We start from the raw sequence: 25,886 nt of genomic DNA, 5'->3' as shown, positions 1-25,886 counted from the left end.
TCCCCCTTATTTCTTTTGATGCAGTGTCTTAACGCTTTCCCGCGTGTATTGGAGGCGTTCGAGTGTGTCTTCATAATGTCCCGCAGCATACGATAAGAACAAGACATCGATCGCAAATAGTTGGGCGAGACGCGAACTGAGCGCCGCACTACGAAGCGGTGCTTCCGGAGCGCGTGATGTCCAAAGCGCGATATCCGCTAGTTGGCTGATCCGGTTGTCCCCGAAACGTGTCAGACTGATGACCTTCAGCCCTTGGATTTTCGCCAAACGGATCAATTCGACGACCTCTTCTGTTTCTCCGCTGTAAGAAATCGCAAAGAAGACATCTTCTTTACGTGCATTCGCTAAGATCGTCGCAAGTAGATGCTGGTCCGTTTCTTGAATCGCTAGTTTCCCGACACGCGTCCATTTTTGAGCAGCGTCTTCGGCTACGACATGGGATGCCCCAATCCCATAAAAATAAATCGCACGCGCCTGATCAATCACATCAATCGCATCCGCAATCCGTTCATCATTCAACTGCTTCGCAGTATCCTGTAATGCTTGAATACTGTTACTAAGCGTTTTTTCAATCAAGTCGACGGGACGTTCATCCTTTTCGATATCGTGATACCCTTTTAAATCCGTCCGTGCTGTATCGGCAGAAATGCGCATCCGCAACTCCGGGTATCCTTTTAATCCAAGTGCGCGACAGAAGCGGACGACTGCAGCGGCACTTGTATCTGATTCCTCTGCAAGTTGGTGGATCGTCATGCGCGCAATTTGGTTCATATGCGTCAAGACATAGTCTGCGACTTTTCGTGAGGACGATGGTAGTTCCTCTCGAACTGCACCGATTTGTGAATAGATACCGCCTTTCATCTACATCTCTCCTTTATCCTCTTCTTCTTAAAAGAACTGACGATTCATCACTTACCTCGTCGTTCCTGTGTGTAGAACTGTTCTTCTTTCATTATGCTCTCTTCTACTGGCTTTCGTAAATCTAAAAAATGGGAAAGTGAAACAAAATACCATTCTTCTTCCATACCCTTCCTTTCTGATTCATATGCTTCTCTCTTCCAGCATCCGTCGTACAAAAAAGCGACATTCCGCCCATTGGAGGAATGTCGCTACATAAAGTGAATGGAGAAATCAACGAATCTTGACGATCGGTTTCTTTGTATCCGGATCGAGGAATAGCATCGCTTCCGTATCCCCGTTCAAGTTCGTCACAGTGATCGTCGTTGGAATGTTTCGATTATACTCCCAACGATTCTCAAGCAGGTACGTCACGTACTGAACGAATGCGACGAGTTCTGCTTTTCCGTAAAATTGAACGGGAATCTTCATCTCAAGCTTTTTAAGTTCATCTTCTTGATAGAAGCCTTCCCCCATCATACCGGTGTAGTTCGGGAAGTAGTCTTCTAGGCGGTCTTTGAATAAATCGAACTTCGCTGCATCATCCCGCACGTCATTCGTTGCGCGTGCTGACGGGTAGTAGTAATAGCGCTCATTGTAGTTTTTCCAGTCGTTCGCACTGATTTGATTCCCGCGACCGATGAATGCAGACGAGAGATAGTGACCGGAAACCGGTGACCCTTCTTTTTCCTGGAGGTAGAGGGCGACGTGAATCGGTGTCGTCTTCATCCCTTGTGTCTTACGCATCTTCTTGACTAAATCGTTTGCCATCCGCTTCCCTTCAGCAACGACTTTCTTTTCATCAAGTTTAACGGTATAGGTCGGTCCATAGTTTTCATCTTGGAACACATACTCACTATTTAAGACAAGCGCAATCGACGTGCCACCAAGTTCGAGTTTCTTATCTTCTTCAAGCATGTAGTCTTGCTCTAAGATATGCGATAGAATCATAGGTGACTTTTGGTTTTTTTCTTTATACGACTTACCAGACGTGTAGGCTGGGTTCAGACCTTCAGGATCGCTGACGCCATCGCCTGCTTTTCCTTTTCGCAACAACCATTTCGCGATTTGGTCGGCTTCGAGTAACTGACCTTCTTGGTAATAGTATTTTTCCGGATCAAAAAACTGTGTCGAATGACGCATTAAACCCGTTTCGATTTCATCGAGCTCAAGACGTGAACTGACACGTTTTTGTGTCATTCCACGTGCAACACTTGGACGAAACGGCAAGACCGTCCGATAGTACGAATCCGTCGTATCAATGGCTGGACTGACAACGGCTTGGACTTCCTTACCTTGTTCACTTTCAGTAATGACTTCTTTTGTATCGCTACTTGGCGAAAGGTCGAACGAACAAGCACCTAAAAATAACGTGCTCGATAACGTCAACGCTACTGCTGTTTTATAGTTCATCTCTATTTGCACCCCATGTTTTTAAATCGTTCTCTTTATCATAACAGAATCGTTTTCCATCGGGGAAGGACAAGTTTTCCCCTGATTTTCAAAAAAGATGATGCGCCTTGGCGTATCCGAAAGGACTTTTTCTCATGACACGTCGTAAATTCATCGGTCTGCTTTTTTTACTGGCAGGCATCGCCCTTATTGCTTGGCCATTCATCAGTGACTATCAGCGTGAACAGGAAGCAGCCAATTTAAAGGAACAATGGACCAAAAGTTTGAAGACCGTCGATGCGAAAGAGACAAAACAACCGCTCGCCAAATCAGGTGTTGGACTGCTCTCGATTCCAAGCATAGATTTCGAGCAAGTCATCTTAGAAGGCTCGACGACAGCGGTCTTAGACCGTAGTATCGGTCATATTCCAGAAACCGGATCACCCGGAAAAGGCAATTATGCGCTCGCCGGACACCGAAGTTTCACGGAAGGGCTTCACTTCAATCGTCTGCCTGACGTCAAAAAAGGCGATACCGTCGTCGTCACGACAAAAACACATCGGTATACGTACCGTATCACGTCCAGTCGTCTTGTCACACCGACGACATTGTCCGTCCTCGACCAATCCGTCGCTTCCCCAACCATCACATTGATCACCTGTGATCCACCAGAAACGGCAACGAATCGTCTCATCAAACAAGGTACTTTGATTCGGAGCGAGACGATTGCTTCGTGACAAGGATGAACACGAATAGAAGGAAGGCGGAATTCCACCTTCCTTTCAGATTATAGACAAAAAGAAGGATGACTCAAAAAATGACTCGTCTTTTCACGCCCTTTCCTCAGGCGAGACACAAGCCGGTTTTCCCGCTCCATTCGAGCAGGAAAACGGGTCTCGTTTGTCTCTGACAGCGCAAAATCGCGCTTTTTCCTGTAGGAGTGGCGTATGACGCGTCATTCTTTTTTATCCCCGGAAGAAAGATCAGAGAAGCGTTTTGTTCCCTCGACATCGCTTCCTAGGGAAAAACAAGCAAGAGCGACCCTGCAGCGAAGCGAAGCGGCGCGATGCTTTTCCCAGGAAAACGATGCGAGACGAACAAAAAAAGCGCAATCCTTCTCGTTAGAGAAAAATTGCACACTATCTTCAGTTTCAAAGGAAGGCGGAATTCCGCCTTCCTTTTTATTTGATCGTTCTCATTCATTCTCTTCACGCTTCGTGTTTAGCTAATTCTTCTAACAGACGCGCTTCATCCCAAATTTCGATACCAAGCGATTCTGCCTTCGTCAGCTTAGAACCTGCCTTTTCCCCTGCGACGAGTACGTCTGTCTTTTTACTGACGCTTCCTGTCACATCGGCACCGAGTGCTTCGAGTCGTTTACCAGCCTCTGACCGTTTTAAGCTCTCGAGCGTCCCCGTCAAGACGATCGTTTTGCCACCGAGCGGTGCATTCGTCTGATCAACCCGTTCACCAAGGAAACGTTGATTAACGCCGAGTTGTTCCAAATCACGAATCAATGCCTGTGCTTCCGGATGTTCGAAGTACTTCACGATTGAATCTGCGATTTTCCCACCGATGCCATCGATTGCGACAATCTCATCGTAGCTTGCAGCTGCAATCCCTGCTAACGAATCAAAACGTTCCGCTAGAAGATACGCCGCTTTTTGACCAACGAGTCGGATTCCGAGACCAAACAAGAGACGCTCGACCGAGTTCTGTTTCGAGGCTTCGATTGCCGCAAGCAATTTATCGACGGACGTCTCACCCATTCGATCAAACGTCAATAATTCCTCACGATCGAGTCGATATAAATCGGCAATCGTCCGGATTGCTTCATGATCATACAATTGACGGACGACTTTTTCACCGAGACCGTCGATGTTCATCGCCTGACGCGAAACGAAGTGAATGATGCCTTCCATCAATTGCGCTGGGCATTCCGGACTGACACAGCGGATGTCGACTTCACCTTCGAGCCGGACAAGTTCCGATTGACAGGCCGGACAATGCGTTGGGAAAACAATCGGTGTTTCTTCCCCGGTCCGTTCTGCCGTGACGACTTGTACGACTGCCGGGATGACATCGCCTGCTTTTTTAATGATGACCGAGTCCTGAAGGCGGATATCTTTTTCAGCGATGAAGTCAGCGTTGTGTAGTGTCGCATACGTCACCGTCGATCCTGCGACGACGACCGGTGCAAAACGGGCACGAGGCGTGACTTTCCCGGTCCGACCGACACTGAAATCAACGTCTTCGACTGTCGTCATGACTTCTTCCGCCGCGAACTTATAGGCTGTCGCGAAGCGGGGACTTTTTGCTGTGAAGCCGAGCTCTTCCTGATCATCGTATCGATCGACTTTCAAGACGATTCCGTCGATCTCATATGGCAGGCTCGCGCGCGCTTCCGTCCAATGTGCGATGTAGGCAAGAATCTCTTCCACCGTCTCACACGTCTGCATATGTTGATTGGTCGGTAACCCAAGTGAGGCAAGTTGTGCCATCGCTTCGCTATGTGAACGGGCCGTCAAGGTATTGACACCGACGCCATACACGAATAACGACAGATTACGTGACGCTGTGATTGACGAATCCAGCTGACGCAGACTACCTGCGGCCGCGTTACGCGGATTCGCGAACAATGTCTCTTCTCGGCTAGCCCGGTCTTCATTCAAGCGTTCGAACGATTGTTTCGGCATGTAAGCCTCACCGCGGACTTCGACCGTCTCTTCCGCCTGCAAACGAAGCGGTAACGCTTTGATCGTCCGTAGATTCTGCGTGATGTTTTCGCCGACTGTTCCATCGCCACGCGTCGCCCCACGGACGAATCGCCCGTCTTCGTATTTCAGCGAGATGGCAAGTCCATCGAATTTCAGTTCGGCGACATACGTCGTCGAACGTCCGAGCGACCGCTCAATCCGAGCGACCCATTCGCGAATTTCCGTCTCATCAAAGACGTTTCCGAGCGACAGCATCGGTAAATCATGCGTCACCTTCTCGAACGCTTCGAGCGGTGCCGCGCCGACGCGTTGCGTCGGCGAATCCGGTGTAATCAGTTCTGGATGCTCTGTTTCTAACTCCGTCAGTTCACGAAGCAGTTGATCGTACGTCGCATCCGGTACCGTTGGTTGATCCAGTACGTAGTATTCGTAGCTGTATCGGTTCAATGTTTGACGAATCTCATCTATACGCTGGCTTGCGTCCATCTGTGGACCTCCCGTCATACCTTTTTAATCGGTGCGAATTTCGCGAGCAATCGTTTGATTCCGACTGCTGGGAATGCGATATCGATTTCAAGATTATCCCCTTCACCACGAGTCTGGACGACTGTACCGAGTCCCCATTTCCCGTGCTCTGCCTTATCTCCGACCGACCAACCGAGCGTTTCCGCACCTGACGTCTTCATTGCTGTCGGTTTGCTGATCGAGCGACCGATGACGGCTTTGCCTTGCGGAACAGGGCGGTCTTCCCATGGGAGTGGCTTCGCTTTTTTACCGGTCCGCTCGATGACGACTTCCGGCAGCTCTGCTAGGAACCGTGATTCTTGGTTCGCATTCGTTCGTCCGTACAGGGAGCGCATCCGCGCGTGTGACAAGTAAAGGCGTTTCTCAGCACGTGTGATCCCGACGTACGCGAGGCGACGTTCTTCTTCCATCTCGTCTTCATCTTGAAGCGAGCGGCTATGTGGGAACAATCCTTCCTCCATCCCAATCAAGAAGACGACAGGGAACTCGAGTCCTTTTGCCGAGTGAAGCGTCATCAACGTGACTTGTTCTTCCGGATCCGTCTCGTCGAGTGAATCAACATCGGCGACGAGTGTCAAATCGGTCAAGAAGGCGATGATCGTCCGGTCTTCTGGATCGGCTTTCGCCGTCTCCTTCTCAAAGTTTTGCGCAACAGTGATGAACTCGTTGATGTTCTCGAGACGACTCTGCGCTTCAAGTGTCTTATCTTCCTTCAGCACTTGACGATAGCCTGATTTTTCGAGCACTTCTTCGACTAGTTCCGACAGGCTGATGAATTCTTGCATTTGGCTGAGTCCGAGAATCATCGTCCGGAAATCCGTCAGCTTCGCTGCCGTCTTTGGTGCGATACTCGACAATTCGATATCGCGAATCGCTTCCATCAATGACACACCTTGTAAGTCAGCGAAATCACGCAGCTTATCAATCGTCGTCGCACCAATCCCGCGTTTTGGTTCGTTGACGATCCGCGCGAAGGACAGGTCTTCATCCGGATTCGAAATCAATCGGAGATAAGCAAGCACGTCCTTGATCTCTTTACGATCGTAGAACTTCGTGCCGCCGATCATTTTGTACGGAACGTTCGACTTAAGAAGCGTTTCCTCAATGGCACGCGATTGTGCATTCGTCCGGTACAGAATCGCGATATCGCTCAGTTTCATCCCGTAACGAAGTGAGTTCCGAATCTCCTGGACGATATAAAAGGCTTCTTCCCGCTCATTCTCCGCCGTATGAACGACGAGCTTCTCGCCTTCATCATTATCCGTCCAAAGTTTCTTATCTTTGCGTGTCGAGTTGTTTTGGATGACATGGTTGGCTGCTTCCAAGATTCGTTTGGAAGAACGGTAGTTTTGCTCGAGTAAGATGACAGCTGCATTCGGATAGTCCTCTTCGAACGAGAGGATGTTCGCGATGTCAGCACCACGCCAGCGATAGATCGACTGATCCGAGTCTCCAACGACACAGAGATTCTGATGTCCCGATGCTAACAGGTTGACGAGATCATACTGGGCTTTGTTCGTATCTTGATACTCATCGACATGAATGTAGCGGAATTTCTTCTGATAGTAAGCAAGGACATCCGGACTCTTCTTGAACAATTCCGTCGTTTTTCCGATCAAATCATCAAAGTCGAGCGCGTTGTTCCGGCGTAAGACCGCTTCATATCCTTTATAGATTTCAGCAACTGTCTTTTCATACGGGCTCGTCACGATCGAGGCGTAGAATTCAGCACTGCGTAATTCATTTTTCTGTGACGAGATGATCGTCAGCATCGAACGTGGATCCCATTTTTTCGGGTCCAAGTTTTGTTCCTTTAAGACGAGCTTGATCGCCGACTGCTGATCACTTGAATCAAGAATCGTGAAGTTACGATCGTATCCAAGCTGATCGATGTCGCGACGTAACATCCGGACGCACATCGAGTGGAAGGTCGAGACCCAAATATCGTTCGCGACACCACCGACCAAACGACCGATCCGGTCTCGCATTTCCCGCGCCGCCTTGTTCGTGAACGTAATCGCGAGGATGTTCCACGGTGCGACTTGTTTAGCCGCCATCAAATAAGCGACCCGATGTGTCAGGACGCGTGTCTTCCCGGAACCGGCTCCTGCCATGATCAGCAGTGGACCTTCCGTATGCTTGACTGCTCTTGCTTGCTCAGGGTTTAGTCCACTGACGAGCTGTTCACTCAAATTAAACATATCAATAGCCTCATTTCTTATATTCCGAACTTTTGTTCCTATATTTTATCGTGTCGCTGCGACAGTCGCAAGCGCTGCTTTTAAATCCTCATAAATGACGTTCCCGACGACGATCGTATCCGCATACTGCAGCATCTCACGCGCTCGCTCCTCGGAATCGATTCCTCCACCGTAAAACAGGCGTGCCTGTTTCAAGACATCGCGAACGGCTGCTACTCGTTCCGGTTCTCCGTAAACGCCGCTGTATTCGAGATACACGACCGGTAGACGGAAGACGCTATCCGCTAACTGCGCATAAGCGACGGTCTCATCTAATGTTAGCGGTTTTGCTTGTGTCACACGCGCGACCTTCGCATCAGGATTCAGGACGATATACCCTTCCCCGACAAGGTCAGCGTGCGCCAGCATATGACCGACTTGTTCTAACGCCTCGACTTGTTTTTCAACGACGTACTCTAATGTTCCCGCATTCAGGACCGTCGGTGTCAGATACGTATCAAATCCCATCGTTGCGGCTTCGAGTTCAGAAATCTCGAGTGCCACTGCGACTGGATACCGGCGCAAACGCATCAAGAGATCAAGCGTCGCATCGAGTGTGATGTCATCTGTTCCACCGACAAGAATCGCATCCGTTCCGGACGTCGCAATCGCCTGCAGGCTAGCATCATCAATTGGTTTTGCTGGATCTAGTTTAAAGACATGTCGCCATTCATTAAAAGGTAATAACACGGTTCGTCCCATCCTCTCTTTCTCATTCCACATTCAGTATAAAACAAAAAACCATCTCGCGCAGGGCGAGATGGTCAGACGTGTGTCCGTCGTTTCGTCAAGAGTGACGCCAGTAACAACGCAAAGACAGCATATACCGGCACGAACGCCCACGGTTCTGCCAAAAAGAAGCCGAGTATCGGGACGTCCAGTAACGGTGAATCCGGTGAACAGAGTGCTCGACCGTTGACGAGCGCCAAAAACGGTAAGACAGGAACAGCAAAGATATAGGCGAAGTTGATCCAAAAGGCACGTTTCATAAAAGAGCCTCCTTATCCGATGATGACGGATTCCTTCGGATAGTTGTAGTTACGTTTCGGTTGGTTCGCTTTCAGGAGAAGAACGAACGAGATGACACCGATTCGACCGATGAACATCAGCACAGACAACGTCCATTTTCCGATATCCGATAATTGATCCGTGATGCCGAGCGATAGACCGGTCGTTCCGAACGCTGAACAGGCTTCAAAAAACAGCACGAGGAACGGGGCATCTTCGACAAGCAATAAGACGATCAATCCGACCATCGTCACACCAGTCGAGACGACGATGACGACGAAGGCTTTCCAGATGTCCGACTGACCAATCTCACGACCAAAGATTTTGATGCCGTATTCGCCTCGGATGAAGGCGATGACACTCAAGACGGCGACCGCGAACGTCGTCGTTCGAATCCCCCCACCAACGGAAGACGGTGACGCCCCGATGAACATCAAGAGCGACAGGACGAAAATCGACGCTTGTGAGAAGGAGGTGATGTCGACCGTCGTCAATCCCCCGTTTCGGGTCGTGACGGATTGGAACAAGGCGTCGACGAGCTTCTCATCGATCGGTAAACCTTTAAAGGATTGGTTCCATTCAAATAGCAGCAATGCTACCGTTCCGAATAGGACGAGAATGAAGAACGTTGACGCCGTTAATTTTGTAAACAGTGAAAAATGATACGGTTGACGTGTCGCTTGGCGTGTCGCCCGGTACGAGATGTAGCGCCGGACTTCGACGAGTACCGGAAAGCCGATCGCCCCAAGTGTCAGTAACAAAATTTGCATGAAGACGACGAACAAATCACCACGAAACGGTAGTAACGATTCACCCGTGATATCAAAACCAGCATTCGTCGTCGCACTGACCGATCCGAACAGTCCTTGGAGCATCGCTTCACCTAGTGTCGGAAAATATTTCGTATAGTACAGCCCGAGAATCAATGCCCCGATCAATTCAATCGAGACGATGATCAAGATGACTTCCCGAATGTATTTGACGACCCCTTGCATCGTCGTCTGGTTCTGATCTCGGACGACGAGTTGGCGTTCCCGAAAGCCGATTCGTTTTCCGAGAATGACCCACATCGCGATATGAAGCGACATCAAACCGATTCCGCTGACTTGCACTAAAATCATGATCATGAAGTAGCCGAACGTCGTGAAGGTTTCTGAGACCGAGACCGTCGTCAAACCAGTGACACTGACACAACTGACCGCCATGAAGACGAGGTCCGTGAAATCCCAGTTGTAGTCTCCCTTGGTCGACCACGGCAGACCGAGCATGATGATTCCGATGATGACTGCAACGAAATAGATGATGACGAGCGACTGGATGGGCGTCAGCCTTCGAATGAAATGCTGAATTTTATGTTGTAACGCAAAATCCAATATGACACGCCCCCCTTCATAGAAGTAGCGGATAACATTAGTTATCCGCTACTTCTTGCTCGATAAGACCTAGGCGGGCAAGCGCCAGATCATAACCGCCCGAACCGTAGTTCAAGCAACGTTTGACACGCGAGATCGTTGCTGTTGAAGCACCGGTCGCCTTTTCGATTTTGTGATACGTATTGCCTTCACGTAATTGACGTGCGACTTCAAGACGTTGGGCGAGCGCCTGGATTTCGTTGACGGTCGCTAAGTCTTCGAACAACGTATAACAATCTTCTAATGAATCCATCTTCATGATGGCTGTAAATAACTGATCCAATTCTTTTCCACGCAATTTATCGAGTTGCATCTTGTGACTCCCTTTCCCATTCAATTGCTCTTTAATAGTTTAAAGCGCGACGTTTTAAAATTCAAGCATCATCGCAAAATCGCTGGGAAAAGGACTTTTTTCCGAAGGACTTCGTATATTCCCTGCGGTGTGATCCGCACATATGGCAAGTGAGTGGACGCTAGGAATAGCAACGTATAGACAGGATCTTCAAACGCATAACCGCGTTCGAACAATGCTTCCCGTAGAGCGGTTTCCTGAACGATCAAATCTTCGAGTGGCAAGTCGGACGTCTGCCCCATCAAGGTCAACGGAACTTCAGCGATGACTTCTCCGTCCTCGACGAGAACGATTCCGCCGCCGAACGCTTTCATTCGATCAAACGCGACTTGCATGTCTCGTTTCGATTTACCGATCATCAAGATATCACCGCTAATCGAGTACGAACTGACGAGACCACCGACTTGTGTCGCAAAGTTTTTCAGAACGGTATTCAGTCGCCACTTCCCTTCCCGGTCGAGTAACATCAGGAAGGATTCATCACATCCTGCCGGTAGCACAGGCACACTTGTATCGTGTTCGACTTGATAGAGCTTCATGATGACGGAATTGACCATCTCAAGACCAACCGGCATGCTAAACGAAAAATCCTGTTCCGTTAAGGAAACCTGGACTTCCGAGCGTGGCATGAGCGCATAGACAGCATCGAGCGCTTCTGCCGGGTAACAGGGGATGTCGGCTTGACGGACCCATGTGCCGCGCGCAAGTACGGCGACAGGTGTCGGTGCATCTTTTGCCTCAAGGAAATTGAGATGCGCGATTCGTCCTGGTGCGATACTCCCGAGTAGATGATCGAGATTAAAATGACGCGCTGCATTGTACGACGCGATCCGGTACGCTTCTTCGACCGGGATGCCTGCCTCGAGCATCAATCGGATCGTCTCATCCATCATGCCTGCCTTATAAAAGGACGGCGTTGAACCATCTGTCGTCACGAGTACCTTATCGAACTGCGTCAACCCTGCTTCGACGAGACCTTTAAAGATATCCGGTAGATCTGGACGAATCGATGAATAACGAATTGTCGTCGTGTAGCCAAGTTCAAGACGTGTCATCGCTTCTTCGACCGTCATCGCTTCGTGATCGCTCGTCACGCCATACAGCGCCATCTTCGTCAGCGTCTTCGCTGAAGCACCAGGGAAATGACCTTCGATCGGTTTTCCGAGTTTGATCGCATCCTGCATCCAATGGAGCAATTCATCGTCCCCTTGCGAGAGACGTGGCCATCCCGTCAACTCACCTGCTTGGATGACTTGTGGATGCTTGAGCCACGCTTGAATCCGGCGATTATCGATCGATATACTGTCGGCATCAAGCTCGGTTTGTGCGTCGAGTCGTGCCCACCAGTACATCGAGGTCGGTAAGTCTGCTAGCGCCTCGACTTGAGCAAACGCTTGCTCCGTCGGCTCTAATAATAACAACATATTGTCGTTGACGAGCGTCGATGTTCCCCGCTCTGCTGCGAATTTTGCAAGACTCGCTGGATTGTAAAGTTGGAACGGATGGGCATGGGGTTCAATGTAACCGGGTACGATATATTGACCTGTCGCATCATGGTACGCATCGGCTTGTTCCGGCATCTCTGGACCGACATAGACGATCCGGTCGCCACTAATCCAGATGTTCGCCGTCCGCCATGCTTTGACACCATGATTCAGGTAAGTGGCATTCTGTATGACAAGTGTCGGTGCAAGCTTTCCGCTGATGACCGCTTGGTGTGTTCGTACTTCAGATTTCGTCCAAGGGGATCTTCCACAATTTTTTTTCACGAAAGCTCGACCTCCTTTGTTTTATTGAAAACGCTTTCTTATAGTTCTTATACTAAAATGTTGCTAAGTAAGTTTCAAGAAGTTTTGCCCCGTTCCGGATTCATTTGGTCAAAATAACACAAATTCGCCATGGAAGACAAATCTTTTCGTGCACTTCGCCAAGAAACAAAAAACCAGACGAGGCTCCTTCGAGCACGTCTGGTTCAGATATCATGATTCATGCGAGGCACGAAAGGCTTTTTGAGCGATATCAGTTCGGTAAAAGAATGGTTGATCCGTCACGTCTGGTAAGTTCGCATAGACCTGTTCGACAGCCTGCTCGATCGTCTCGGCACGGCTGACACATACGAGGACACGTCCACCAGCTGAGACAAGTTGATCGTCTCGTTCTGCCGTGCCGGCATGAAAGACGAGAAGACCGTTCCCGATCTGATCAAGTGGAATCGCTTGTCCCGTTTTTGGCGCTTCCGGATATCCTTCTGCTGCGACGACGACACCGACAGCTGCTTGATCCGTCCAAACGACTTCTGGTATCTGTCCGTCCATCAGCGGCATGATGACATCAAGCAACGGCGTCTCTAAGCGCGGAAGAATGACCTCTGTTTCCGGATCACCGAACCGGGCATTGAACTCGATGACGAATGGTCCTTGTTTCGTCAGCATCAGACCGGCATAGAGGAAGCCGGTGAACGGAATTCCTTCGCTTGCCATCTGATCGACGAGCGGCTGAATGATGCGATCAACAGCTTCTGTCGTCAACGCTGCTTCGTCCCACTGAGGAAGCGGAGAATACGCGCCCATGCCTCCTGTGTTCGGACCTAAGTCACCGTCAAACGCCCGTTTATGATCTTGCGACAATACCATCGGGATGACCGTCTCTTCGTGCACGAATGCCATCAACGAACACTCTTCCCCGATCAGGCATTCTTCGATGACGACGCGGCTTTGTTGACCGTATTCTCCGGCAAACGTATCGTGGATTGCAACAAGCGCCTGGTCCACGGTTTCTGCGACCGTGACTCCTTTTCCGGCAGCAAGTCCATCGGCTTTGATGACGATCGGTGCACCCGCTTTGCGAACATACGCCTCTGCATCTGCTGCTGAAGTAAAGACGGCGTGAGCAGCGGTCGGAATACCGGCACGCTCCATCAATTCTTTCGCGAACTGCTTACTTCCTTCGATCGCTGCCGCTTCCCGTGTTGGTCCGAAGATTTGCAGTCCCGCTGCCTGAAAGGCGTTAACGACTCCGAGAACAAGTGGTCCTTCTGGTCCGACAATCGTCCAATCGATCTGTTCGTCTTGTGCGAACGCCACGAGTTCATCGATAGCATCTTCGGCGATCGGAACACATGTGGCTTGTGTCATCCCGGCATTCCCAGGCGCAGCATACACGGTCTCGATCCGTTCATCCTGTGCCAGCTTCCAGACGAGCGCGTGTTCACGCCCTCCTTTACCAATCACCAATACCTTCATTCAAATCGCCTCCACTTAGTGTTTGAAATGTCGAACGTTCGTAAAGACCATCGTAATGCCATGTTTGTTACACGCATCGATCGACTCTTGGTCACGAATCGAGCCGCCTGGTTGAATAATTGCTGTAATGCCAGCTGCTGCTGCCGCTTCGACCGTATCACCCATTGGGAAGAAAGCATCGGAAGCAAGGGACGCGCCAACTGCTTTTTCTCCGGCTTGCGTAATCGCGATGTTCGCTGAACCAACACGGTTCATCTGTCCTGCACCAACACCGACCGTCACTTCGTCCTTCGCGAGAACGATGGCATTCGACTTGACGTGTTTGACGGCGCGCCATGCGAGTTTCAAGTCCTCCCATTCCGCTGCTGTCGGTTTGCGGTCTGTCACGACACGTGCTGCTGCATCATCAAGCGTCTCATCGTCACTGTCTTGGACGAGCATGCCGCCAGCGACTGCCGTATAACGGATCGCTTGGACACGCTTGACGTCGAGTTCAAGCAGACGGATGTTCTTTTTCGCTGACAACAAGGCGAATGCTTCTTCTGTGAAGGATGGAGCGATGATGATCTCAAGGAAGATACCGCTCAATTGTTCTGCTGTCTCTAGGTCAACTTCACGGTTCAAGGCGACGATGCCACCGAAAATCGACACTGGATCGGCTGCATGAGCGCGGCGGAATGCCTCTCCGATCGTTGGACCGACGGCAACACCACATGGGTTCATGTGTTTGACGACGACAGCTGCTGCTTCGCGGAACTCGTCGAGAATTTCAAGTGCAGCGTTCGCATCTTGAATGTTGTTATACGACAACTCTTTACCGTGCAACTGTTTCGCTGAAGCGAGAGATGCTCCACGGTAAATCGGTGTTTTATAGAAGGCTGCTTCTTGGTGTGGATTTTCTCCGTAACGGAGATCTTGGACTTTCTCAAGCGTGATCGTCAACTGATCGGGGAACTTCTCACCTGTTTGCGTCAAGAAATAATCCGCGATCAACGCATCGTACGCCGCTGTATGCCGGAAGGCTTTCGCCGCAAGACGTTGACGTGTCTCAAACGTCGTACCGCCTTCACGAATCTCAGCAACGACCGTTTCGTAATCAACTGGGTCGACGACGACCGTGACAGCTGCGTGGTTTTTCGCTGCTGAACGCAACATGCTTGGTCCACCGATATCGATGTTCTCGATCGCATCGGCATAGGCGACGTCTTCTTGTAAGACCGTCTGCTTGAACGGATACAGATTGACGACGACGAAATCAATCGGTTGAATCTGTTGCGCAGCCATCTGCTCACGATGGGATTCAAGATCACGACGACCGAGTAATCCACCATGAACCATTGGATGGAGCGTCTTGACACGCCCATCGAGCATTTCTGGGAATTGTGTGACTTCACTGATACCAATGACCGGAAGCCCAGCTTCCTCTAATGCTTGATGTGTTCCGCCTGTCGAGACGAGCTCGATACCTGCTTCATGGAACGCTCGTCCTAATTCGACGATTCCTGTTTTATCCGACACACTAACTAACGCTCTCATACGTTTGCCTCCTCTTTCATCCACTCTTCGATGACTTGCGGATACAGTCTATGTTCGACACGCTGAATCGCTTGTTGCAATGTTTCACGCGTCATCTCTTCTGTAATCCGGACGGATTCTTGGGCCATGATCGGTCCTGTGTCCATGCCTTCATCGACTATATGAATTGTAACACCTGTGATTTTAACTCCGCCACGAAATGCTTGACCGATCGCATCTTTTCCCGGGAAGGCCGGAAGTAGCGACGGGTGGATGTTGACGATCCGCCCTGCGTATCGTCCGAGCAACTCTTCCCCGATCAATCGCATATAGCCGGCGAGAATGATCCGTTCAACGCCTTTTGCTTCAAGACGGGCAATGATTTCCCGCTCAAAACTCGGTTTATCCGGATAGTCCTTCGCCCGAAAGACGAAGACGTCACATCCGCGTCGTTTCGCCCGTTCAATGACTGCTGCGTCCGGTTGATCGCAGACGATCAGTTCAATCGAGGCATGTAACGTTCCTGCCTCGATTGCTTCAAAAAGTGCTTCGACATTACTACCGCTTCCTGATGCAAAACAGGCAATCTTCATGCGTCGACTCCTTGAATTCGAACACCTTCTTGATCGGTCACGTGACCAATCACGTACGCCGTCTCATTTTCACGAGCGAGGCGTGCTGTTACTTCCGCGACATCTTCTGGTTTGACGATCAACATGAAACCAATCCCCATGTTGAAGACATTATACATGTCATGTCGTGGAAGGTCACCCGCTTGCTCGAGCCAGTCGAAGACTGGTAACGTCGGCCACTTTTTCGGGTCGAACGATGCGCCGAGCCCTTCTGGCAAGACGCGTGGTACGTTCTCGTAGAATCCCCCACCCGTAATATGAACCATCGCTTGGATCTTTTCCGTCTCAAGGGCTGCTTTGACCGCTTCGACATAGATACGTGTTGGCATGAGGAGCGCATTTCCGAGCGTATGACCGAGCATCATGACTTCATCTTCGTATCGGAGGCCACTGTCGGCGACGATTTTACGAACAAGTGAGAACCCATTTGAATGGACGCCGGACGAAGCGAGACCGAGAATAACATCTCCCGCTGCGACGTTATCACCTGTGATCAATTTTTGTTTCTCGACGGCACCTACAGCGAACCCGGCGATATCATATTCGCCGTCCGCATACATCCCTGGCATTTCCGCTGTTTCGCCGCCGATTAACGTACATCCCGCCTGGACGCAACCTTCTGCGACACCTGCGACGATCCGTTCGATCTTCGCCGGAATTGCCTGACCGAGCGCGATGTAGTCAAGGAAATAAAGTGGTTCCGCGCCTTGGACGATGATATCGTTCACACACATCGCGACACAGTCGATCCCAATCGTATCGTGTTGTTCCAGTGCGAAGGCGAGCTTGAGCTTCGTACCGACACCGTCTGTCCCACTGACAAGGACCGGTTCTTTCAACTGCAATTGGCTGAGGTCGAACATCGCACCAAAGCTACCGAGTCCCGTCAATACTTCTTTGCGCATCGAACGGGCGACGTGTTTTTTCATTCGGGTGACTGACTCATATCCTGCTGTCAGACTCACACCTGCTGCTTCGTAATGTTTGCTCATGTTCTTCCCCCATCTATCAAAGTTTAGCTTCTAACTCGAGCGAACCGAGCGGTGTCGGATACTCTCCTGTGAAGCAAGCGGTACATTGTCCTTTTAACGGTCCATCGAACGGGCGATCGATGGCATCGACCATGCCCGGTACAGTCAAGAATTCAAGTGAATCCGCACCGATTTCCTGACGGATTTCTTCCGGCATCAACCGAGCAGAGATCAGTTCTTCCTTCGATGAAGTATCAATCCCGTAATAACATGGATTCGTAATTGGTGGTGCCGTGATGCGGACGTGCACTTCCGTCGCACCGGCTTCACGTAATAAACCGACGATCCGGCGACTCGTCGTTCCCCGGACGATTGAATCATCGACCATGATGACACGCTTTCCTTGCACGACGCCACGTAGCGCGGACAACTTCATTTTGACCCCACGTTCCCGTAACTCTTGTGACGGCTGGATGAACGTCCGTCCGACATACCGGTTCTTGATCAATCCCATTTCATATGGAATCCCACTCGCTTCCGCGTAACCGATCGCTGCCGAAATACTTGAATCCGGCACTCCGGTAACGACGTCTGCTTCGATCGGTGCTTCTTCATACATCTTTTTCCCGAGTGCTTTGCGGGCCGTATGGACGTTGACGCCATCAATGATTGAATCCGGACGTGAGAAGTAGATGTATTCCATCGAACACATCGCCCGTTCACGTGGTTCCATGTATTGACGAGACGACATACCGTGTTCTGTGATCGTTACGAGCTCCCCTGGCTCAATATCACGAATGAACTCCGCGCCGACGATATCAAAGGCACATGTTTCTGACGCGAATACGATGCCGCCGTCTGGTGTCTTCCCGAGTGACAATGGACGCAGTCCGTGTGGATCAACTGCCACGAATAACGTGTCTTCCGTTAAGAAAAGGAAGGCGAACGCCCCGACGAGACGCGCGAGACTGTCAGCAATCCGGTCTTCGAGTGTGTCGAGCTTACTGCGTTTGACGAGATGGGCGACGACTTCCGTATCACTCGTCGTCTGAAAGATGGCACCTTCTGCTTCTAACAGGTGCTTCAGTGAATCGGCGTTGACGAGGTTTCCGTTATGTGCGAGGGCGAGATCTCCCGTCCGCGATTTGAAATGCAGCGGTTGAGTATTCTCAAGCGTGTTTCCACCTGCTGTCGAATACCGGACATGTCCGATCGCGTGATGTCCTTTCAGATTCGTCAGTGTCTCTTCCGAAAAGACTTCCGTTACGAGTCCTTGCCCGCGGTGCGGGAAGAGGTCGTCACCGTCACTCGTGACGATGCCTGCCCCTTCCTGTCCCCGGTGTTGCAAACTGTGCAAGCCGTAATAGGCGAGTTGCGCTGCATTCGGTTGTCCGAAGATCCCGAAGACGCCACACTCCTCATTTAGTCCTTTGATGTCATATAACACGCGATTGCTCCTTCCCAGTCTTCCTGTAAGGTCGAACGGTCTGCTTCGATCCGTGTCTCCACCGTTTCGATGACGAGAAGCTCATCGTTCGTGACGACACCGATCGCTTGAGCACCAGTCCGTTGTTCGAATGCTGTGACGTGCGCTTGTGGCACAGTGACGATGAAGCGTGATTGCGATTCGCTGAACAGGTGTAAGGTTGGTCCGTTGAACTGAACCGTCAACCCGAGATCCGTTCCAAACGTCATCTCAGCGAGAGCGATTGCAAGACCACCTTCTGATACATCATGCATCGCATTGACTTCACCTGCTTGTACTGCCTGCTGTAACAATTGTAAGCGTGCGTGTTCGACGGCTAAATCAATCTGTGGTGCGCGACCGAATGATTTACCGAATTGCATATATTGAAGCTCACTGCCACCAAACTCGTCTGTTGTTTCTCCTAATAGATAGATCTGGTCACCAGCTTGTTTGACGTGTTGCGTTGTGATCCATTCGGTTTGCTCGTGTAAGCCAACCATTCCGACGACCGGTGTCGGGTGAACCGCTTGACCGGCTGACTCGTTGTAGAGTGAGACGTTTCCACCGATGACAGGTGTCTCAAGGACACGACATGCTTCGGCCATACCGGCTGTTGCTTGCTGCAACTGCCAGAAGCCTTCTGGTTTATCCGGATTTCCGAAGTTCAGGCAATCCGTGATGGCGAGTGGTGTCGCCCCACTCGCGACGATATTACGGGCTGCTTCTGCAACCGCAATCTGTCCACCGACATATGGATCCAAGTAGACGAAGCGGCTGTTACAGTCGGTCGTCATCGCGAGCGCTTTGTTCGTGCCGCGGACACGAATGACGGCTGCGTCTGATCCTGGTGCGACGACGGTCGATGTCTGGACCATATGATCGTACTGATCGTAGACCCAACGTTTTGAAGCGATCGTCGGCTGACGTAGTAGCGCCCGCCATGTCTCAACGACGTCTTCAACGACTGGAAGCGTCTCTTCCATCGCTTGGAATTCTTCATAATACGCAGGGACGCGAGATGGTTTTTCATAGACTGGTGCTTCTTCCGCTAACGCGTCGACCGGAACTTCTGCGACGATATCCCCGTGATGGATCAAACGTAAGACTTTCTCTTCAATGACTTCTCCAACGTGAACGGCATGGAGTCCCCATTTGCTGACGATTGCTTCGATCTCTGCTTCGCGACCACGCTTGACGACGAGTAACATCCGCTCCTGTGATTCCGAGAGCATCATTTCGTAGGCAGTCATCCCTGTTTCTCGTTGCGGAACGTCATCGAGGTGCATCTCGATGCCCATACCGGCTTTTGAAGCCATCTCTGCTGAAGACGATGTCAGTCCAGCAGCACCCATGTCCTGCATTCCGACCAGTGCCGGGTGCCCGACGATTTCAAGACAAGCTTCAATCAATAGCTTCTCCATGAATGGATCACCGACTTGAACAGCCGGACGTTTTGCTTCCGTATCCTCTCCGAGATCCTCCGAGGCAAACGTCGCACCATGAATTCCGTCGCGTCCAGTAGCTGCACCGACGTACATGACTGAGTTGCCGACACCTTTTGCCTGACCTTTTTGAATATCCGCATGGTTGATTAAACCGATACACATCGCGTTGACGAGTGGATTGCCTTCATACGAGCGATCAAATCCGATTTCGCCACCGATCGTTGGGATCCCGACACAGTTGCCATAACCCGCGATCCCAGCGACGACTTGTTCGAACAGTTGATTGACACGTGGTGTACCGAGATGACCGAAACGGAGCGAGTTCATGAGTGCGACCGGTCGTGCGCCCATCGAGAAGATGTCACGAATGATTCCGCCGACGCCTGTCGCAGCCCCTTGATACGGTTCAACAGCGGATGGATGGTTGTGGCTTTCGATCTTAAAGACGACTGCCTGCTCATCGCCGATATCAACGACACCTGCACCTTCCCCTGGTCCTTGTAAGACACGTGGTCCAGTCGTCGGGAATTGACGGAGGACGGGTTTAGATGTCTTGTATGAACAATGCTCGGACCACATGACTGAGAACAATCCTGTTTCCGTATAGTTCGGTTGGCGTCCGAGTAAATCGACAACCATCTGGTATTCTGTATCACTCAAGCCCATCGTGGCATAGACGCGTTGCTCTTGAATCAATTCTGGTGTTGGTTCAGACTGTTGTTTTAGCATGGTGTGCCCCCTGTTTGACGAGTGAAGTAAAGAGTTTTAGTCCATCTGTTCCGCCGGTCAAGAGTTCGACCGCTCGTTCCGGGTGTGGCATCATACCAAGAACGTTGCCGGCTTTGTTCGTGATTCCGGCGATATCGCCGCGCGAGCCGTTCGGATTGTCGACATATGTGAAGGCGATTTGTCCGTTCGTTTGCAGCATCGCGTAAGTCGCATCGTCGCAGTAGTAGTTTCCTTCACCATGCGCGATCGGAATCGAAATCGTCTCGCCTGGCAGGTAATCCGATGTAAAACGTGTCTTTGTATTCTCAACCTTTAGTTCAACCGTCCGGCACATGAACTTCAAGCCGTTGTTTCGGTGCAAGACACCTGGTAAGAGTCCCGCTTCGACAAGGATCTGGAATCCGTTACATACCCCGAGGACCGTTTTCCCTTCTGCCGCAAAACGTTTGACTTCTTCCATGATCGGTGAGAAGCGCGCGATCGCGCCGCAACGAAGGTAATCACCGTAGGAGAATCCGCCCGGTAACAGGACGCCGTCGTAGCCTTCAAGTGATGTTTCGGTATGGAAGACATATTCCGCTTCTTCTCCGAGAGCATCCTTGACCGCATGGTACATATCTAAATCACAGTTCGATCCCGGAAAGACGATGACCGCGAACTTCATGCTGGCGTCACCTCTTCGATCGTAATCTGGTAATCTTCCATCACCGTGTTGACGAGTAGTTTTTGACACATCTCATGAATCATCGCTTCTGTCGTTTCCGTCTCAACGAGCAGTTCAATCTGTTTTCCGATTCGGACACTCTCGACACCCGTAAAACCAAGCTGTTGCAATCCGCCTTTTACAGCAACTCCTTGTGGATCTAAAATGCTTTCCCGTAATGCGATCGATACGATGACTTTTTTCATTGTGTGTTTCCCCCTAGGCGATTGAATAGTGTTTGGTAAGTCTCTGTCAGTGAACCGATATTGCGACGGAAGACATCTTTATCGAGATGTTCTCCTGTCGCCTGATCCCACAAGCGACATGTATCAGGTGAAATCTCATCTGCTAGTAGAATCGTTCCGTCTGCCGTCTTGCCGTACTCCAATTTAAAATCAATCAACGTGATTCCGTTTTGACGGAAGTAAGGTTGCAAGACTTCATTCACGCGAAGTGCCTTGTCCGACAACTGTTTCAACTCTTCAGAAGTCGCAATCTTCAGTAAATTGATGTGTGATGAGGTGACGAGTGGATCGCCTAACGTATCATCTTTATAGTAGAACTCAACGATTGGTGTTTCGAGCACCGTACCTTCTTCGATACCGAGCCGTTTACTCAAGCTTCCCGCGACGACGTTTCTGACGACGACTTCGAGTGGAATGATGGTGACACGACGTACGAGCTGTTCGCGCTCCGAGACACGTTCAATGAAATGTGTCGGAATGCCCGCTTGTTCGAGGATTTCAAAGAAATGACTCGTCAATCGGTTGTTTAATTCGCCTTTTCCAGCAAAGACTTCTTTTTTCTCGCCGTTGAATGCCGTGGCTTCGTCTTTATAGACGATCCGGAGCACATCCTGCTCCTGCGTCGTGTACAATCGTTTTGCTTTTCCTTCATAAAGTGGTTGCATCGCTTTCGTCCCCCATGATCCTAAGATGTAGACGGGGCAAGTGCCCCGTCTCAGGTTGATTAGTTCAAGCCACACCGTTCAAAGATTTCATCGACACGACTCGTATGATACGTCGGATCGAAACACGCATCGAGCTCTTCTTCTGTGAAAAGCTGTTGAATGTCCTGTTCTTGCCACAATAAGTCACGGAACATGATTTGTTCTTCCCACGCCTGCATCGCACGCGGTTGAACGAAATCATACGCTGCTTCACGCGACCAACCTTTTTCGATTAAAGCGAGTAAGACATGTCCAGAGAAGATGACGCCGAACGTCCGGTCCATGTTCCGCTTCATGTTGTCCGGGAAGACCGTCAAGTTCTTCACGATGTTTCCGAAACGGTTCAACATATAGTTGAGTAGTCCTGTCGCATCCGGAAGAATGATACGTTCTGCCGAAGAATGCGAGATATCCCGTTCGTGCCAGAGTGAGACGTTCTCGTATGCCGTCACCATGTGTCCACGGATGACTCGAGCAAGACCTGTCATGTTCTCTGAACCGATCGGATTTCGCTTGTGCGGCATCGCCGATGATCCTTTTTGACCTTTAGCGAAGAATTCTTCGACTTCACGTGTTTCCGTTTTTTGCAGACCTCGGATTTCCGTTGCCATCTTTTCGATCGATGTCGCGATCAAAGCAAGCGTCGACATGTAGTGTGCATGACGATCACGTTGTAACGTTTGCGTTGAGACCGGAGCGGGCTTTGTCCCTAACTTTTCGCAGACATACTTTTCAATGAACGGATCGATGTTCGCGAATGTTCCGACGGCACCCGACATCTTGCCGTATTCGACCGTCTCACGCGCTGCTTCGAAACGAACTTTATTCCGCTTCATCTCTTCATACCAAAGCGCTAGTTTCAGACCGAACGTCGTCGGTTCTGCATGTACGCCATGTGTGCGTCCCATCATGACCGTATATTTATGTTCGTTCGCTTTGATTTTTAAGATTTCGATGAACCGATCGAGATCTGCAGCAAGAATGTCGTTTGCTTGCTTCAACAGATACGAGAGTGCGGTATCGACGACATCCGTTGACGTGAGTCCGTAATGCACCCACTTGCGTTCTTCTCCGAGTGTTTCAGAGACGGCACGCGTGAAGGCGATGACATCATGACGTGTCTCTTGCTCGATTTCAAGGATGCGGTTGACATCAAATGAGGCATTGTCCCAAAGCAACTGGACGTCCTCTTTCGGGATGACACCTAGTTCACTCCATGCTTCACATGCAAGAATCTCGACTTTTAACCAAGCCTCGAATTTGTTTTGTTCGGTCCAGATTGCTTTCATCTCAGGACGTGTATACCGTTCGATCATTGAACTGTCTCCTTCCATATCGACAGGCGTTCGACTTCTGCCAAAGCATCGTCGACGGTGTCCGCAAGAATGTTTAAATGCCCCATCTTGCGCCCTGTCTTGGCTTCTGCTTTTCCATATAAGTGAACTTTCGTCCGAGCGGTTAGTCTCGGTAGTTCCTCGTATAATGCTGTGACATGCTGACCCAGGATGTTCGCCATGACGACCGGTGTCGTCAGACGGGTATCACCGAGTGGGAGACCACTGATGGCACGGATATGTTGCTCGAATTGGGATGTTTCGCAAGCATCAATCGAATAGTGACCCGAATTGTGTGGTCGGGGTGCTAGTTCATTGACGATTAGTCGAGAACCAACGACAAACAACTCGATGGCGAGTGTACCGATCAACCCGACGGCATCCGCGATCGATTCAGCGAGCGCAATTGCTTCTTGTTCGAGTGATTCGGAAATGCGTGCCGGTACGATCGATAGATGCAAAATGTTCTCTTGATGAATGTTCTCACTGACCGGGAAAACACGAGTCTCTGTTGCGCTTCGAGTGACGATGACGGAAATTTCCTGATCAAACGGTAACCATTGTTCTGCGACATACTCAGTCGGTTCGAATTGTTTGATTGCCGCTTGGAACTGTTCTTCCGTCCGAATGACGGTCTGTCCTTTTCCGTCGTATCCGAATCGTGCTGTCTTCAAGACGAACGGTAAGCCGAGTCGCTGTTTTGCTTCCTCTAAGTCAGAAGGATGCGTCACCGGATGGTACGGAGCGACAGAGTGCCCAATGCGTTCAATCATCTCTTTTTCCCGAACCCGATGCTGCGTTTGAAAGAGGAGATCCGTTCCGTGAATCAGTTTCGTCCCGATCGCTTCAGCGACTTCCGTCGAGATGTTCTCGAATTCGTAGGTGACGACATCTGATTCAGCTGCGAGCTGTTTCGCTGCCTCGACATCCGTAAAGGGAGCTTTAATATGTTGATCCGCCACTTGCGCACATGGCGCGTTGTCCGTTGGATCGAGTGTCAGAATCTCAAAGCCCATCTCACGGGCGGACAGTGCCATCATCCGACCAAGTTGACCGCCACCTAGTATCCCGATTCGTTTCATAACAGGTTTCCTCCAGATGCAATGACGTCTCCTTCTAGTTCGACTCGCATATGATCGAGCTTGCGGGCAAGTCGTTCATCTTGAATCGAAAGAATTTGAGCAGCTAGCAATCCGGCGTTTTTTGCGCCTGCTTCTCCGATGGCAACCGTTGCGACCGGTACACCACCTGGCATTTGAACGATCGAGAGCAAGGAATCAATTCCTTGGAGCGCTCTACTTTTCACAGGAACACCGACGACGGGTAATGTCGTTTTAGCGGCTACCATGCCCGGTAGATGAGCAGCACCGCCTGCACCGGCAATGATGACCTTCAGTCCTCGTTCACGTGCTGATTCAGCATAACGAAACATTAGATCCGGTGTCCGGTGTGCGGAAACGACTTTCTTTTCGTAAGGAATCTCAAGTTGCTCCAACACATCACATGTATGTTTCATCGTTTCCCAATCCGATTGACTTCCCATGATGACGCCGACTTCTGCATTTCCCATCGCTGTTTCCTCCTTTGTGCATAAAAAAAGCCCAAACCACGGCTAAAAGGGTGGCTTAGGGTATAAAAAGGTACGCCAAAGAAATATCGACGAACATCCATATACCCCATAGTCCAACGATTTAGGGTCGTTGGGTAGAAACTTGCAAGCCATATCCCTGCTATTATACGAGGTGTTTATATTCAATCATCCTGTCACGACTTCATCTTAACAAGTCCATCCCAAGGCGTCAACCAAAGGCGAACAATTTAATTGTCTGAAAATTTATCGTTCGGTTTTAAAAGTAGTTTTTCTGATTTCATCTAGTGTCTATTCGGAGTTTATTTTCTTGAAAGGCATCACATGGAATCAAGCACTAAAAAAAGCACCCTCCACATGATTCGGAGGATGCTCTAGGCAGTTATTCGTTCTCTTTCACTTTGCAATCGAAGACGATTTGCTGACGAATTGGATACGGTTCGCCATTAGCGTCTAATCCAAAGATCGGTTCTTCTCGTCGGACCGTCGGGCGGTATCCCATGGCATCGATACGATCCAAACAGGCACCAATCGTCTCGTTCTCTTCGACGGCTACGCGTAGTTTCGTTTTTTTCGCCATATCCCTGTTCAGTCCCTTCATTAAAATGGATACATGTCTTTCTACAAAAAGACACAAAAAAGCGGCGGCCCTTGAGCGTATGCTCCAGAACCACCGTTTGCCTGGCAACGTCCTATCCTCACAGGGGGAAGCCCCCAACTACTTTCGGCGTTCAAGTGCTTAACTTCCGTGTTCGGCATGGGAACGG

At 50.3% G+C, this 25,886-nt stretch carries 23 protein-coding genes, 1 rRNA gene and 1 riboswitch; of the genes, 1 reads left to right on the top strand and 23 read right to left on the bottom strand.

All coding sequences use genetic code 11. From position 1 onward, the window contains the following. Positions 1–6: 6 nt before the first annotated feature. A complete protein-coding gene (locus KNQ08_RS14685) occupies positions 7–861 on the bottom strand; it encodes a MurR/RpiR family transcriptional regulator (RefSeq protein WP_050678993.1) in 855 nt (284 codons plus the stop codon). 270 nt (positions 862–1,131) lie between these two features. Further along, on the bottom strand, positions 1,132–2,310 hold the full coding sequence (locus tag KNQ08_RS14680) for a CamS family sex pheromone protein (RefSeq protein WP_047394974.1): 1,179 nt from the start codon (positions 2,308–2,310) through the stop codon (positions 1,132–1,134). Positions 2,311–2,444: 134 nt separating this feature from the next. Between KNQ08_RS14680 and KNQ08_RS14675 the strand changes: the two genes are divergently transcribed. After that, positions 2,445–3,026 (top strand): class D sortase, encoded by a 582-nt coding sequence (locus tag KNQ08_RS14675; RefSeq protein ID WP_023467085.1) that lies wholly within the window; start codon positions 2,445–2,447, stop codon positions 3,024–3,026. A 471-nt stretch (positions 3,027–3,497) separates the two neighbouring features. On the opposite strand, the gene ligA is transcribed toward KNQ08_RS14675, so the two are convergent. From ligA to rrf, 21 genes are all read right to left on the bottom strand, one after another. After that, positions 3,498–5,492 carry an NAD-dependent DNA ligase LigA gene (gene ligA / locus KNQ08_RS14670; protein WP_047394971.1) on the bottom strand — a complete coding sequence of 665 codons (1,995 nt, stop codon included), beginning with the start codon at positions 5,490–5,492 and terminating at the stop codon, positions 3,498–3,500. A gap of 14 nt (positions 5,493–5,506) precedes the next feature. Then, complete coding sequence (gene pcrA, locus KNQ08_RS14665) at positions 5,507–7,732, bottom strand: DNA helicase PcrA (RefSeq protein WP_050678990.1); 2,226 nt, start codon at positions 7,730–7,732, stop codon at positions 5,507–5,509. Positions 7,733–7,777: 45 nt separating this feature from the next. Further along, positions 7,778–8,473 carry a heptaprenylglyceryl phosphate synthase gene (pcrB, locus tag KNQ08_RS14660; RefSeq protein ID WP_023467081.1) on the bottom strand — a complete coding sequence of 232 codons (696 nt, stop codon included), beginning with the start codon at positions 8,471–8,473 and terminating at the stop codon, positions 7,778–7,780. Positions 8,474–8,535: 62 nt separating this feature from the next. Further along, entirely contained in the window at positions 8,536–8,760 is a 225-nt protein-coding gene (locus KNQ08_RS14655) for a hypothetical protein (protein WP_064300874.1), read from the bottom strand. 12 nt (positions 8,761–8,772) lie between these two features. Then, complete coding sequence (locus KNQ08_RS14650; RefSeq protein WP_029340750.1) at positions 8,773–10,152, bottom strand: TrkH family potassium uptake protein; 1,380 nt, start codon at positions 10,150–10,152, stop codon at positions 8,773–8,775. Between the two features lie 37 nt (positions 10,153–10,189). Beyond that, positions 10,190–10,504, bottom strand: a complete 315-nt coding sequence (locus KNQ08_RS14645) for a YerC/YecD family TrpR-related protein (RefSeq protein WP_023467078.1) — start codon at positions 10,502–10,504, stop codon at positions 10,190–10,192. Positions 10,505–10,572: 68 nt separating this feature from the next. Beyond that, positions 10,573–12,312: an adenine deaminase C-terminal domain-containing protein gene (locus tag KNQ08_RS14640; protein ID WP_064300875.1), complete on the bottom strand. Its 1,740-nt coding sequence runs from the start codon at positions 12,310–12,312 to the stop codon at positions 10,573–10,575. A gap of 210 nt (positions 12,313–12,522) precedes the next feature. After that, a complete protein-coding gene (gene purD, locus KNQ08_RS14635) occupies positions 12,523–13,785 on the bottom strand; it encodes a phosphoribosylamine--glycine ligase (protein ID WP_214772428.1) in 1,263 nt (420 codons plus the stop codon). 15 nt (positions 13,786–13,800) lie between these two features. Continuing rightward, positions 13,801–15,321 (bottom strand): bifunctional phosphoribosylaminoimidazolecarboxamide formyltransferase/IMP cyclohydrolase, encoded by a 1,521-nt coding sequence (gene purH / locus KNQ08_RS14630; protein WP_214806204.1) that lies wholly within the window; start codon positions 15,319–15,321, stop codon positions 13,801–13,803. Beyond that, entirely contained in the window at positions 15,318–15,893 is a 576-nt protein-coding gene (gene purN / locus KNQ08_RS14625; RefSeq protein ID WP_214772424.1) for a phosphoribosylglycinamide formyltransferase, read from the bottom strand. The genes purH and purN overlap by 4 nt, the downstream gene beginning before the upstream one ends. Further along, positions 15,890–16,924, bottom strand: coding sequence for a phosphoribosylformylglycinamidine cyclo-ligase (gene purM, locus KNQ08_RS14620; RefSeq protein ID WP_214772422.1), 1,035 nt, complete (start codon positions 16,922–16,924; stop codon positions 15,890–15,892). Before purM ends, purN begins: the two co-directional genes overlap by 4 nt. Before the next feature lie 16 nt (positions 16,925–16,940). Further along, positions 16,941–18,350 (bottom strand): amidophosphoribosyltransferase, encoded by a 1,410-nt coding sequence (gene purF, locus KNQ08_RS14615; protein WP_214772414.1) that lies wholly within the window; start codon positions 18,348–18,350, stop codon positions 16,941–16,943. Beyond that, a complete protein-coding gene (gene purL, locus KNQ08_RS14610) occupies positions 18,326–20,545 on the bottom strand; it encodes a phosphoribosylformylglycinamidine synthase subunit PurL (RefSeq protein ID WP_214725377.1) in 2,220 nt (739 codons plus the stop codon). Before purL ends, purF begins: the two co-directional genes overlap by 25 nt. Next, positions 20,526–21,209, bottom strand: a complete 684-nt coding sequence (purQ, locus tag KNQ08_RS14605; RefSeq protein ID WP_050678983.1) for a phosphoribosylformylglycinamidine synthase subunit PurQ — start codon at positions 21,207–21,209, stop codon at positions 20,526–20,528. The genes purL and purQ overlap by 20 nt, the downstream gene beginning before the upstream one ends. Further along, entirely contained in the window at positions 21,206–21,454 is a 249-nt protein-coding gene (gene purS / locus KNQ08_RS14600) for a phosphoribosylformylglycinamidine synthase subunit PurS (RefSeq protein WP_023467069.1), read from the bottom strand. Before purS ends, purQ begins: the two co-directional genes overlap by 4 nt. Beyond that, complete coding sequence (gene purC, locus KNQ08_RS14595; RefSeq protein ID WP_058704942.1) at positions 21,451–22,158, bottom strand: phosphoribosylaminoimidazolesuccinocarboxamide synthase; 708 nt, start codon at positions 22,156–22,158, stop codon at positions 21,451–21,453. The genes purS and purC overlap by 4 nt, the downstream gene beginning before the upstream one ends. 59 nt (positions 22,159–22,217) lie before the next feature. After that, positions 22,218–23,513, bottom strand: coding sequence for an adenylosuccinate lyase (gene purB, locus KNQ08_RS14590; RefSeq protein ID WP_214806203.1), 1,296 nt, complete (start codon positions 23,511–23,513; stop codon positions 22,218–22,220). Continuing rightward, positions 23,510–24,613, bottom strand: a complete 1,104-nt coding sequence (gene purK / locus KNQ08_RS14585) for a 5-(carboxyamino)imidazole ribonucleotide synthase (RefSeq protein ID WP_214806202.1) — start codon at positions 24,611–24,613, stop codon at positions 23,510–23,512. Before purK ends, purB begins: the two co-directional genes overlap by 4 nt. Continuing rightward, positions 24,610–25,101 carry a 5-(carboxyamino)imidazole ribonucleotide mutase gene (gene purE, locus KNQ08_RS14580; RefSeq protein ID WP_050678980.1) on the bottom strand — a complete coding sequence of 164 codons (492 nt, stop codon included), beginning with the start codon at positions 25,099–25,101 and terminating at the stop codon, positions 24,610–24,612. The genes purK and purE overlap by 4 nt, the downstream gene beginning before the upstream one ends. A gap of 89 nt (positions 25,102–25,190) precedes the next feature. Then, positions 25,191–25,292, bottom strand: a riboswitch (purine riboswitch). Positions 25,293–25,501: 209 nt separating this feature from the next. Then, positions 25,502–25,699: an NETI motif-containing protein gene (locus KNQ08_RS14575; protein WP_023467064.1), complete on the bottom strand. Its 198-nt coding sequence runs from the start codon at positions 25,697–25,699 to the stop codon at positions 25,502–25,504. Positions 25,700–25,798: 99 nt separating this feature from the next. Continuing rightward, positions 25,799–25,886, bottom strand: a 5S ribosomal RNA gene (rrf, locus tag KNQ08_RS14570); the annotation flags it as partial.

It is taken from the genome of Exiguobacterium sp. s46, from assembly GCF_018618875.1.
GTDB classification, from domain to species: Bacteria; Bacillota; Bacilli; order Exiguobacteriales; family Exiguobacteriaceae; genus Exiguobacterium_A; species Exiguobacterium_A abrahamii.
Note: the sequence above shows the minus strand (reverse complement) of the source record. Positions and strands in the feature narration are given on the sequence as shown.